The 12,383-nt window shown below is 49.6% G+C and carries 15 protein-coding genes; 4 read left to right on the top strand and 11 right to left on the bottom strand.

All coding sequences use genetic code 11. The features are described from left to right. Positions 1 to 589 precede the first annotated feature (589 nt). From WJM45_RS09315 to WJM45_RS09305, 3 genes are all read left to right on the top strand, one after another. Positions 590 to 1,267 (top strand): hypothetical protein, encoded by a 678-nt coding sequence (locus WJM45_RS09315; protein WP_341328666.1) that lies wholly within the window; start codon positions 590 to 592, stop codon positions 1,265 to 1,267. A gap of 213 nt (positions 1,268 to 1,480) precedes the next feature. Beyond that, positions 1,481 to 2,605 carry a trypsin-like peptidase domain-containing protein gene (locus WJM45_RS09310; protein WP_341328665.1) on the top strand — a complete coding sequence of 375 codons (1,125 nt, stop codon included), beginning with the start codon at positions 1,481 to 1,483 and terminating at the stop codon, positions 2,603 to 2,605. Between the two features lie 316 nt (positions 2,606 to 2,921). Then, a complete protein-coding gene (locus tag WJM45_RS09305; protein ID WP_341328664.1) occupies positions 2,922 to 3,998 on the top strand; it encodes an AI-2E family transporter in 1,077 nt (358 codons plus the stop codon). A gap of 986 nt (positions 3,999 to 4,984) precedes the next feature. On the opposite strand, the gene arsB is transcribed toward WJM45_RS09305, so the two are convergent. The 11 genes from arsB to WJM45_RS09250 form a co-directional block, all read right to left on the bottom strand. After that, a complete protein-coding gene (gene arsB, locus WJM45_RS09300) occupies positions 4,985 to 6,151 on the bottom strand; it encodes an ACR3 family arsenite efflux transporter (protein ID WP_341328663.1) in 1,167 nt (388 codons plus the stop codon). Between the two features lie 19 nt (positions 6,152 to 6,170). Continuing rightward, positions 6,171 to 6,650, bottom strand: coding sequence for an arsenate reductase ArsC (locus tag WJM45_RS09295; RefSeq protein WP_341328662.1), 480 nt, complete (start codon positions 6,648 to 6,650; stop codon positions 6,171 to 6,173). Positions 6,651 to 6,686: 36 nt separating this feature from the next. Continuing rightward, complete coding sequence (locus WJM45_RS09290) at positions 6,687 to 7,139, bottom strand: ArsI/CadI family heavy metal resistance metalloenzyme (RefSeq protein ID WP_341328661.1); 453 nt, start codon at positions 7,137 to 7,139, stop codon at positions 6,687 to 6,689. A gap of 58 nt (positions 7,140 to 7,197) precedes the next feature. Next, positions 7,198 to 7,545: a metalloregulator ArsR/SmtB family transcription factor gene (locus WJM45_RS09285; protein ID WP_341328921.1), complete on the bottom strand. Its 348-nt coding sequence runs from the start codon at positions 7,543 to 7,545 to the stop codon at positions 7,198 to 7,200. Positions 7,546 to 7,654: 109 nt separating this feature from the next. Then, complete coding sequence (locus WJM45_RS09280; RefSeq protein WP_341328660.1) at positions 7,655 to 7,870, bottom strand: GDCCVxC domain-containing (seleno)protein; 216 nt, start codon at positions 7,868 to 7,870, stop codon at positions 7,655 to 7,657. Positions 7,871 to 8,069: 199 nt separating this feature from the next. Next, entirely contained in the window at positions 8,070 to 8,567 is a 498-nt protein-coding gene (locus WJM45_RS09275) for a YbaK/EbsC family protein (RefSeq protein ID WP_341328659.1), read from the bottom strand. A gap of 29 nt (positions 8,568 to 8,596) precedes the next feature. After that, the gene (gene rsfS, locus WJM45_RS09270) at positions 8,597 to 8,953 is read right to left on the bottom strand and encodes a ribosome silencing factor (RefSeq protein ID WP_014148326.1); all 357 of its coding nucleotides are present in this window, start codon (positions 8,951 to 8,953) and stop codon (positions 8,597 to 8,599) included. 28 nt (positions 8,954 to 8,981) lie between these two features. Further along, entirely contained in the window at positions 8,982 to 9,602 is a 621-nt protein-coding gene (gene nadD, locus WJM45_RS09265) for a nicotinate-nucleotide adenylyltransferase (protein WP_341328658.1), read from the bottom strand. Further along, on the bottom strand, positions 9,603 to 10,859 hold the full coding sequence (locus WJM45_RS09260) for a glutamate-5-semialdehyde dehydrogenase (RefSeq protein WP_341328657.1): 1,257 nt from the start codon (positions 10,857 to 10,859) through the stop codon (positions 9,603 to 9,605). Positions 10,860 to 10,877: 18 nt separating this feature from the next. Then, entirely contained in the window at positions 10,878 to 11,615 is a 738-nt protein-coding gene (locus WJM45_RS09255; RefSeq protein ID WP_341328656.1) for a class I SAM-dependent methyltransferase, read from the bottom strand. Beyond that, positions 11,608 to 11,913 carry a DUF1244 domain-containing protein gene (locus tag WJM45_RS09250; protein WP_341328655.1) on the bottom strand — a complete coding sequence of 102 codons (306 nt, stop codon included), beginning with the start codon at positions 11,911 to 11,913 and terminating at the stop codon, positions 11,608 to 11,610. Before WJM45_RS09250 ends, WJM45_RS09255 begins: the two co-directional genes overlap by 8 nt. A gap of 114 nt (positions 11,914 to 12,027) precedes the next feature. Here WJM45_RS09250 and WJM45_RS09245 point away from each other — a divergent pair, with 114 nt between their 5' ends. Then, positions 12,028 to 12,366, top strand: coding sequence for a hypothetical protein (locus WJM45_RS09245; protein WP_341328654.1), 339 nt, complete (start codon positions 12,028 to 12,030; stop codon positions 12,364 to 12,366). Positions 12,367 to 12,383 lie beyond the last annotated feature (17 nt).

Below are 12,383 nucleotides of genomic sequence, written 5' to 3'. Positions count from 1 at the left end.
CATGGGGGCTTGACGGCAGCAATCCCTGCTGCCGACATCCTCGCTAGCCACACCCCATACCTTCATAAAGTTAACTAATTTTTGAGTATAAAGAGAGTATGACTACGACCGCTAAAGATAAGACCATCCCGTTCGATAAAGACCCCTATCGTGAAATTCTGTCCCAATAACTCTAAAACATAGCGGAAATACAGCGTAAAGACGGCCTGAATGCCGAAAAGCGCGTCGAACTTGGCACACTACCTAGCGCTTCGGCAATTCGATCTGCGCCACTTGCAGCAACGACTCTCCCAAGCCGGTTTATCCTCATTAATCCGCGTCGAATCATTCGTTATGTCGACACTGGATAAGGCGAAATTTTTCAAAGTGGGAGTTGCAGGAATGATACATCCTGCAAGCTAGACGTAAGTTTAATCGAATATAGTTCGATAATTTTTAAAAAGAAATCCCCCCTATTTGTTTACAGGATTCCTTTTTGCGTTCTGGAGAGACTATGCATTCAACCAACTCATTGGCTTCACCTTTCCATATCTTTCTGCTAACCACCCTCACCTGCTTACCAACAAACCAAACGGCCAGCGCCGAAACGATGAGAACCGAAGAAGGCGATGCCGCGCTGAGCAGCGACGCCCCTCATATTCCCGAACCGATGGTCTTCGATTTGGTGCGACCGCTCGGCGTCAGACAAGGCGATGCAGAAGTAAACGTGCTTACCGAACACTCGCTTCGTACCGGCGATACCGAATGGGCGCCGGAATTCGAATTCGGATTATTCGACGACTTTGCAATCGAATTCGAACTACCTTTCGACAATTTAAGGTTAAGCGAATACAAACTGGGTCTGCAAGGCACTATCGGCACCGGATTTAATAATCATTTCATTCATGGCTGGCAAATGATCGGCTATCACGACCGCGATACTGAAAAATATTCCGTCGATGCACTCTATTTGGCCGGTTACCGTTTTAATTCCGAGATCAGCAATTTTAATATGATCGGAGCGAGACGTGACGACATGGAACGCGACGGGCATTTCGTGGGATTATTCAATACCACTTGGTTTTATGATTATTCCCAGGATTTAACTTTTGGCATTGAAATGAATAATGAATTTCGCGAGAAGTCCGACTGGACTTATTTGTTGATGCCGCAAATTCATTGGGATATCACCAATCACGCAACATTACAATTCGGCGTAGGCCTAAGCCAAGCCAACCGCAAAGAAACCAACTGGCTCGGGACTTGGCGAATGATTTATGCGTTCTGATCCTAAAAACATCCACAGTAAACCTTCATAAAGTTAGCCATTATTTGAATATAAAGGGGGTAGGATAGGCAATCGACACCACAACTTTTGTTCATATGCAAGGCGCGCAAACAGACGCATAGCAACGTCTTGATACAAAATTTTTATCCATTTGACGTAATCCCTGATAAAGTTCGCCATAACTTTAATTGCAGAAGCTCCCGTCAATAAACCATGCAATCCACTTTGTTCATCCAATCATTGAGACTTATCCGCTTAGCCCTATTCGGCGCCATCATTCTTTTCGCCTCTGTCTATATTTTGCAGCAATATCCGACATTATTCAGCCCGAAAAGCGCTGAACCGCGAACCGTCACGCCGCGCGGGACCCTCACCGAAGTGGAACAAACCACGATAGAAATTTTTGAAAAAGCCAGTCCCTCGGTCGTTAATATCAGCACGGTCGGCAAGCGCATCAACCCCTGGACGAGAGATGTCACACGCGTTCCTAGAGGTAGCGGCAGCGGTTTTTTTTGGGATGAACGCGGCTTTATCGTGACCAATCATCATGTATTAGCCGGGGCATCGGAAGCTTGGGTCCGCCTTCAAGACCAACGCAACCTTCGCGCTTCGTTGGTCGGTACGAGCCCCGAGCACGATCTAGCCGTCCTCCGTATTTTGGTCCCTTTCGACAAAACCACGCCTATTCCTATCGGATCCAGCAAGGAGCTCAAAGTCGGGCAATCAGTCTTTGCGATCGGCAATCCGTTCGGTTTGGATCATACGCTGACTACCGGCGTTATCTCGGCTCTCAACCGTTCGATAGCCCCTACACCGGGACAGACTTACGATGACTTGATTCAAACCGACGCTGCCGTCAATCCCGGCAATTCCGGCGGTCCTTTACTCGATAGCGCGGGCCGATTGATCGGAATCAATACCGCTATTTTTAGTCCGTCCGGCGCCAGTGCCGGCATCGGTTTTGCCGTGCCGGTCGACACTATTAATAGAATCGTGCCGATGCTGATCGACAAGGGGCGCTATATCAGACCGGTCATCGGTATCGGTTCCGATAACCGTGTCAGCGCGATGATCACGCAAAATCTCGGCGTGAAAGGCTTGTTGATTTTGGAAGTCAAACCGGGTTTTCCAGCCGATAAAGCCGGGCTGAAAGGCAGTACCATCGATGATGCCGGCAACATCATCCCCGGAGATATTATCCTCTCTGTAGAAAATAAATCGGTCCGAGACATGGAAACTTTATTGGATATGTTGGACAAGTTCAGCGCCGGCGATGTAATTAACATCGCAGTATGGCGAAACGGGGAAACCTTTGAGACACAACTAAGGCTACAATAAGCGAGATCATGCTCCTATTCCTTTTTGCTCGAAAAAGGGTGCGTTTAAACGAGGATGACGGCAGGAACCGCTGTTGTCAAGCCCCCATGGAAGGGTTACCCAGCATCTAAATTCCAAAGCCTATTGGCTATGATTATCTATCTGGAATCATTTAGGTGCCGGGTGAACGGCGATCTTCGGCATGCACACCCCATACCCTGAACACGGCAAAATCTCTCAAACTAGGAATCGCTGGCCCAAGTCAGCATCATCGAGCATTTTGCAATATCGGTGATATGATAAATGCTAATTTCAGGACATCTTTTACCGAACGCAAATGAATTATTTCGCGGCTAATTCGCCTTTACGCTATATGATTCCCGGTCTTTTATTGGCTGGCTTATTGCTATTGGGCTACTGGATATTGAGTGAATTTTTATTATCGCTAACTTGGGCTTTCATCATTGCCTATGCAACTTGGCCGGCTTATCGGCGACTACGCACTTTTTTAAAAGATAACGGCAATCTCAGTGCTTCGATCATGACCGGCATCATTGCCATGATCATTATCCTGGCAGTATTCGGACTTGCCACACTGCTTCAAGAGGAAATTAAAATCGCCTATCAGGCATTGGCATTTAATTTATTGCAAGGACCTTACGAATTACCTGAACCCATCAAACGCATCCCCTGGCTAGGCAACTATTTGCAAGATTGGCTGGATCGACTGATTAACGACCGGGCCAGCCTTACCGCCCAGATAACCAATTTGGCAACTCAATCGCTAGGTTATCTGGGTAAAATCATGGGGGGACTCGGTTATTACATCATCAAAATCGGGATAGTGGCAGTCACGCTATTTTTTTGCTTTAGAGATGGTGAAGATGTTATGAGGCAGATCAATAAAGGCTTAGTTCAATTTCTTGGCAAACATCAAGATATTTATCTGCACGCTATCGCCAATACCACTAGCGCCGTTGTTTACGGTTTGGTTCTTACCGCATTGGGTCAAGGAATTTTAGCCGGCCTGGGTTTTTATATCGCCGATGTTCAAGCCCCTGCTCTATTCGGCGCTATTACTGCATTACTGGCGTTGGTACCGATGGTTGGAGCCGCTTTAGTTTGGATGCCGATCGGCATCACATTAATTTTTATCGACCGGTTTTCGGATGGTATTGGTGTGCTTCTATGGGGGTCATTAGTGGTCAGCACTATCGACAACGTTATCCGCCCGATTATCATCAGCGGTGCGGGCCGCGTTCCTTTTTTAGTCGTCTTTTTCGGCGTTCTCGGCGGCTTGGCTTCTTTCGGAGCGGTCGGGTTATTTTTAGGCCCAGTCATCCTTGCGGTATTATTGGCGGTATGGAGAGCCTGGCTGGAACAACAAAGTGAAGAGCCGAATATTAATAGTTAATCTGTATTCCACACTTACTCGCATCCCCCCCTTTGCCAGAAAATTTCGGCGCTGGGACACTCCGGCGCCGCATACGCATCAAGCTAAGCACAGATCCCCATTGGTAAATAGCTACCAGCCTCTTCCAGCGAGTCTGAACAGCGTAGCCCGGATGAAGCGAAGCACAATCCGGGAATTTCGGAGCCACACCATTCCCGTATTCCACTACCCTGCATACGTGCTTTAATCTTTAGTCATCGTAGATGAAAATTCGGCCTCGGGGTGCCCGTTAAAGGACGCCGTAAACCCACACCTAAATCCAGCACCTAAATTCCATAGCCGATTGGCTATGTTTAATATCATGACTAATTTAGGTGCTGGATGAATTCCATAGGTCTTTGGCAATGATTCAAAATCATCCTAAATTCGGCAGTTCAACCATGAAGTTCATGAAGTATTTTAATAGATTACCTAAACATTGCAGCTAACCTTTCGGGTGAGCGAAAGTTGTTCATAAACGAATGACAAGTTATTGAGTTAACTTCTTATTCTTCATGATCTTCATGGTGAAATGCTTTTTCTAGGATCATGGCTTATTTAGGTGCTGGGTAAATACGTCCATGTAGGCACTATGCCAGCTCCATGCTGCACCTCACCTAGCGCTATGTGATTCGCGTAGGGTACGCTGTCATAGGCGCCAACTTAAGGAAAAACGCGTTATTCCGCCAGGGATTGGCGGAATCCAGGGCCAGGGATGGCAATACGAAGCGTCACACCCATGCAGCCTGGTTATCGGCAATCCATGCCGATATGACGAATAAAAGCTACAAATACACCATAGAATAGACACTAAGTTGGCGCTTATGGGGTACGCTGTGCGCACCATGGTAGCCCTGCGATGTTCATGTGCCAACCGAACCTTCAGGGCACGGCTTTGATACGCGCAGCGTACCCTACAATTTATGTATAACGATGTTCGTCTTAACGGCTCTTGGTTGCTTGATTAGCTAATCAGAAAACCAACCTTTCGTTTTTTTGCAAAAACCGACCAAGGCCAGCATCAGCGGCACTTCGATCAAGACGCCGACCACGGTCGCAAGCGCCGCGCCGGACGACAAACCGAACAGCATCACAGCGGTCGCGATCGCGACCTCGAAATGATTCGACGCGCCAATCAACGCAGAAGGCGCGGCGTTTTCATAGCTGAAACCCCACAATTTCGCGCCCAGATAGGTGATCGCAAAGATCAATAGGGTCTGAATCGTCAGCGGTATCGCAATCCATAGAATCGTCAACGGATTCGCGGTAATCACGTCGCCCTTGAACGAGAACAGCAAGATCAGCGTCAACAGTAACGCGCCGATCGTGACCGGCGTCAACAGATGCAAAAATTTCTGCTCGAACCAAATCGGCCCTTTACTGGCGATAATCCATTTGCGCGAATAATAACCGGCAAGCAGCGGCAACGCGACGTATATACCGATCGACAACAGCAGCGCTTCCCAAGGCACCGGCAATTGCCCGACGCCGAGCAAAAAGCCGCCAATCAGGCCGTACAACACCAGCATCACCAACGAATTGATCGCGACCATGACCAGCGTGTGACCGGCATTGCCGCGCGCCAGATAGCCCCAGACCAGCACCATCGCGGTACAAGGCGCGACGCCCAACAAGATGCAACCGGCCAGATAGCTACGCCAGAGCGGTACTTCGAGCATCTTGACACCGTCTTGCAAAACGACAGTTCCGGAGCCGTATTCACTGCCGACCGGCAAATCCAGGCCAAACGGCATCTTGACCAGGTCGACCGCATCCGCGCCGATCAATTCGTAAAACAGTCCGCCCAGAAAAAGCGTGGCGATACCGTACATCGTGAACGGCTTGATCGCCCAGTTGACGAACAATGTCAGCGACACCGGCTTGACGCTCTTGCCGGCCTTGACGACTTCGGCGAAGTCGATCTTGACCATGATCGGATACATCATGAAGAACAGACATACCGCGATCGGTATCGAGACGACCGGCGCCCCGTTGACATCGATGCTCATGCCGTCGAGCGTCTTCGCAAACTCCGGCGCGAACGCGCCGAGCAGAATGCCGGCGACGATGCACAACGCCACCCACAGTGTCAAATAACGCTCGAAAAAGCCTATATCGTGTGTTTTTTCGGTCATAACGCCTCCCCGCTGGCTGTCAAGCCGACAATTGGCCGATTTCGTTGAGTTTACGGGTCAATTCGTCGCGCGGCATCGCTTCCCACGGCAGATCGAGCATGGTCTTGACACGCAATTCCAGTGTCGCGAAGGTTTGCTCGAATGCGGCGATTTTCTCTTCCTCGCTGCCTTCGACATGGCCCGGATCGGATACACCCCAATGCGCCCGCACCGCTTTGGTCAAATAGACCGGACAGGTTTCGCCATGGGCGCTGTCGCAGACCGTGATCACGATATCCATCGGCTGATCCTCGAAATCCTCCCAGGACTGGCTTTGATAGCCTTCGGTCGGCAAGCCGTGGCGTTTCAAAGTCGCCAGCGCGCCCTGGTTGATGCCTCCGATCGGGTGGCTGCCGGCCGAAAATGCCCGGATGCGGCCCTGGCCGTGATGATTGAACAAGGCTTCGCCCATGACGCTGCGACAGGAGTTGCCGGTACAGACAATTAGAATATTCAACATGTCGATTCTCGATGGTGATTATTGAAAAAACTTTGCTCAGCCGCAGCAAGAAGAAGCGCCGGTCCCGGTCGGGCGGCACGCAAACGGATTTTCACCGTCGGAAGCGGCTTTCGCGTCGTTGAAGGTCGGAATCTCGCTCAGCGAATGGAAGGATTCCCAGGCGATGCCTTGCGGGTCGGTGATCCAGTATTTGTCGGAGCGTGCATAGCAGCAGGCCGCTCCTTCCTGGGCTTCGATCGGTATTTGGGTCGCGTCGAGATTTTGTTTGATCGCCGCCAGTTCCTGCTCGTTCTCAGCCTGTAAGCCTAAATGATCGAGACCGAGTTGTTGGCTGCGGTTCGAAATCGCGAAATTGACGCGCGGATCGTCGAGCATCCATTTCGCATAATCGTCGTGCTTTACGGTCGGCTCGGAGCCGAACAGCGTGCTGTAAAAGGAGATATTTTTTTCCAGATCATCGACCGACAGATGGATATGTAACCTTTTCATTTCAAGCCTCATATTAATAAATTGATATACGAATAAGCATATATATTTAAGCAAAAATTTAGCCGCAAACCGCGGCGTCCGGACGGCAATCCATCTGCCGCAGGCGATCCAGATCGGCTCCGAAGGATTCGCTCGCTTGCACCGCTTTCAACGCATCGTCGAGCAGTGGATAGGCCCAACTCGGCAAATCCGGGTTGATCCGGTAATAAACCCACTGCCCTTCACGGCTGTCGAGCAACAAACCGGATTGACGCAACAAGGCCAAATGCCGCGAGATTTTCGGCTGCGACAGAGCCAGCGCCGCCGTCAACTCGCAAACGCAAAGTTTGCCTTCCTGATGCAATAAGGTCACGCAGCGAAGGCGCGTGTCGTCGGCAAGACATTTGAAAAATTGAACCGGTGTCAGCATGGCTGAATGTATTGATATACGAATTTCCATATATAATCACAATAAACGAAGCCAGTCCATCAATATTTTTAAAACGAATCCTATTGGTTAGCCCGCCAAAGCCGGACTAACCGCCGCAACAAGAGCCCTGTTGCTGAATCGGCGGACATTTGACCGAACCGTAAGAACAAAACACGCAGCAATCGCCGGGCTTCGGTTTGAGTAGCGTTCCGCAAGACTTGCATTCGTAGAAGTACCAACAGGCATCGGTCGGCATCGTTTCCGTTTCGGCATGCTTGCAGTGTGGGCAAGTAATCGTCGATTCGAGAATGACGGCGTTCATCGAAACTCCTTTTGACTATACTCTTCGCACTTCAAATTTCGGCAACGCATTAGGAGGCGCCGGGGTGCTCGGCAAAGGCTTTGCCAGCATGGAGCTGGCATAGAGCCTACAGGGACGTATTCACGGCGTCCTTTGACGGGCACCCCGGTGCCGAATTTTGATCTCCGATAGGTATACCAATAAAAGATACGGCTAATTTTTAGGAGGCTTTTACATATTTTCCGACAGCGGCGCTCGACATGACCCTGCGGAAATCGTCGGCATTGATATCCAAAGCATATCCCAATATGCCGCTGCCAATAACAACCCGTGCGTAATTAAAAACGCCTTCATCGACGAGTATGCGAATCGAATCGGGTAAAGCAATAGGCGGTACCGCGCCGACCGGAAAACCGGTTGCTTGCAAAACCTCTTCCGGCTCCGCCATTGCCAAACGGCGTTCACTCAACTGTTTGCGCAGCACGCCCCAATCGGCGCGACCGCCGCCGGCGACCGCCAATAAAACAAAATCGCCGGACCCTGCTCGAAACAATAGACTGCGTACAATTTGCTCAGGATCACGACCGATGGCAGCCAAGACCTCTTCGAGAGAACGAACCGGCTTTTTATCAGGGTCGAGAGGGATTTCGATCCATTCGTATTTAATTCCTAGCTCGTCGAATAAACGTGAGACGGGAGATTTCAATTGATCGGTCATCGGTGGATCCTATAATGGCAACAAATAAATCAGTCTTGCAAGGCCTCTAGCGCTTCGGCTTTCTGTTCAACCGACCACAATTTTTCCAATTGATAAAACGCACGCGCTTGGTCGGTCATCAAATGAACGATCACGTCGCCTAAATCCAGCAATACCCAATCCGCTCCGATACCGCCTTCTTGCCCTAACGGTTTCTGCCCGTTTTCCTTGACTTTTTCGGAAACATAATCGGCCATGGCATTGATATGTCGATCGGATGTGCCGGTTGCCAGTATCATGTAATCGGTCACGCTGGTCTTACCGCGTACGTCCAACACGGTGATATTGTGCCCCTTCCTTTCGTCCAAAACGTCCTGGACTATTTTCAATAACGCTTCTGTTTGCATTCAAATTCCTAATCAAATTCGCGCCGAATTAGCGCTGATAAAGTTTATGTTGTCGGATGTATTGTATGACGGACTCGGGCAATAAAAAACCCGGGTCCCGATGTTTAGCTATGACTTGCCGAATGGCGGTTGCGGAAATTTCGAGAAGGGTAACCGACTGAAAAAATAAATACCCTGCAGAATGGTCTTTCAAGACTTGGCGGTCTTCGGTCAAACGGTTGGTCAAAAACTCGTCAATTGTCTGCGCATTAAAACCCGGCCGTGTCATCACGACAACATGCGCGAATTCAAACAGGCGTTGCCATTGATACCAAGCGGTAAGTCCCGTAAAGGCATCGGCGCCGATGAATAGCAATAAAGGCCGTTCGCCGATCTCGGCACGCAAAGACATTAATGTCTCGACCATATAGGAAGGACCGCCCCGGTCGATCTCGCGCGTATCGACCGTCATATTCGTACGATCTTCCAGCGCCAATTCCAACATCCTTAGCCGCATCGAAGCGGGTGCCGAGGGGCTATCGCGGTGAGGCGGTATAAAGCAAGGGATCAGGCGAATTTCATCCAGCGCGAAAATTTCTTTGACTTCCAGAGCGGTGCGTAAATGACCGAAGTGAACCGGATCGAACGTGCCTCCGTAAATACCGATCATTTATTGCCGAATGTGGCCATCGCCGAGTACGATATATTTTAAGGTAGTCAAGCCGTTTAAACCGACCGGCCCCCGCGCGTGCAACTTGTCGGTACTGATGCCGATCTCGGCGCCGAGGCCGTATTCGAATCCGTCGGCAAAACGCGTCGATGCATTGACCATGACCGAGCTCGAATCGACTTCCCGCAAAAAGCGTCTAGCCAACGTGTAGTTTTCGGTCACGATCGCATCAGTATGCGCGGACCCGTATCGATTGATATGCTCGACAGCCTCCTCGAAACCGGCAACCACTTTGATCGACAGAATCGGCGCGAGATATTCGGTTTGCCAATCTTCCTCGACCGCCCGCCGGCAATTCGGTATCAATGAACAGGTTTTAAGACAGCCGCGCAATTCGACGCCTTTCTCCCGATACTTCGCCGACAGGCCGGGCAAAATTTGTGAAGCCAAGCTTTCGTGCACCAACAGTGTTTCCATCGCATTGCAAACACCGTAGCGGTGCGTCTTCGCATTGACCGCGATAGAAACGGCTTTGTCGAGATCGGCTTCGCTGTCGATATAGACATGACAAATGCCGTCCAGGTGTTTGATAACCGGAATCGTCGCTTCTTTCGATATGCGCTCGATCAAACCTTTGCCGCCGCGCGGCACGATCACATCGACGAAATCCGACATCGTAATCAATTCGCCAACCGCCGCGCGGTCGGTCGTTTCGATCACCTGTACAGCCGTAGCAGGCAAGCCAGCCCGTTCCAAACCTTTGCCGATGCATTCGGCGATTGCCTTGTTCGATTGGATCGCCTCCGACCCGCCACGAAGAATACAGGCATTGCCGGATTTCAGGCAAAGCGCGGCCGCATCGACCGTAACATTCGGCCGCGATTCGTAAATTATGCCGATCACGCCCAACGGGACGCGCATCTGACCGACTTGAATGCCCGAGGGCCGATAGGTCATATCGTTGATTTCGCCGACCGGGTCGGGTAATGCCGCGACTTGTTGCAATCCTTCAACCATCCCTGCAATGCCTTTGTCTTTCAATTCCAATCGGTCCAACAGGGCCGCGTCGAGCCCATTGTCGATACCCGCTTGAACGTCTTTGCCGTTTTGTTGAATCAAATATTCCCGGTTATTTTCGAGTTCTTCGGCGATGGCCAGCAAGGCCGCATTTTTTATTCCGGTTTCGCTACGGCTTAAAACTCTGCCGGCTTGTCTAGCCTCGCGACCGAGTGACTGCATGTAATCAGTGATATTCATTATTGAGAAAAGCTCGTGTTAAATAGGTTTAACGGCGGTAACCAAGGCATTGACTTTCATGCGTTGATTTAAGGCAATATCGACAAAACCGGCTTTCTCCAACTGTTTTAGCGAAACGCCTTCGCGCATGACATGATTTTCCGATTCGTCGTTAAATAAATGGATTATCCATTGTTCAAGCAAGTCCGGTTTATTTTCACCGATCAATACCTCGAAAAAACCGCTGATTTCCTCTTGAACGGTACGGGTATGCTCGAAAATATCGTCCAAAGCATAACGATCGCCATTGATGAATTGTCCGCCCGGCTTTAAAACTCGAAAAATTTGTTCGATGACGCGCTCGCGATAACTGTGTTCGAAATTATGAACCGTATAAGCCGTTGCCAAAACATCCGCGCTGTTGTCAGCCATTTTCGTTAATGCGCTATAGGCATCGTCAAGTTTGAAAAATAGGCGTCCATTGTCGACCCATTGCTTTAGGTTTTCCTTAGCTTGATTCTGCATCGTCGGCTCGCTATCGATGCTTGTGACTATCACATCGTCGTTGGACGACAACATAGCCAGCGTCGTGATACCGGTTCCGCCGCCTAACTCTACAACATTCAAAGACCGCCCGGCTTTATCGGCATAATGTTTGACTGCACGACCGACTATTTTGCTCATTTCAGCCGATAATGGGCTCATGAGCTGCAGCATGTCGTAATCACGCCCGATGATGCCGGAAAACATTGCATCATAAGATATATCATTACTCATGTTTTTTGCCTTTTTGCTTGAGTTCGTAGGCCGCTAACTGTTCGGGCGTCGCTTCGGTTTGATGACGCTTCTTCCAATCGGCATAAGGCATGCCGTAAATAATTTCTCTAGCTTGATCATAATCAAGCTCGATATCCTTTTCTTTAGCGGCTGCGGCATACCACTTGGCCAAACAATTACGACAAAAATCGGCCAGTATCATTAGATCTATATTCTGAACTTCCGGATGGCTTTGCAAATGCTCAAGCAAACGTCTGAATGCGGCCGCTTCGAGTTCGGTTTGAATCTGCTTATCCACGATAATACCTCCTTAAAACTGAATTATTCTACCAGAAAGCAATTGCCAAGCATGTACAATCAAGCAGATTAATTCTACAATAGCACTCAATTTTCCATTGCATTATGCCTTGACATGGAAATACATGTAACTTCGCTTAACACTTCCGCGCTTAAATTAAACCCGCAAAACGCAGGACAGCAGGATACTGTCCAAAATCAACCCGATAATAAGCGTGCAAACTCCGATAAGCCCTTACAACATTCGGCAATTCCAACTCAAACGCCCGAGGAAGTAGAACAGTTATTAGACAATGCCGGATTATCCGACATCGGCCTGCTTAATGCGGACAAAACCGAAAACCCCATCAACACACGATTATTAAATGCCGTCAATGCTTACACCACAACCCTCAACCAGCCGATGCAAGATCAGCGCGCTCAATTGGTAGCCGGTATTGATTTTTACGTATAAACCCATCAATTGAATCG

Source organism: Methylotuvimicrobium sp. KM2 (assembly GCF_038051925.1).
Taxonomy (GTDB): Bacteria; Pseudomonadota; Gammaproteobacteria; order Methylococcales; family Methylomonadaceae; genus Methylotuvimicrobium.
Note: the sequence above shows the minus strand (reverse complement) of the source record. Positions and strands in the feature narration are given on the sequence as shown.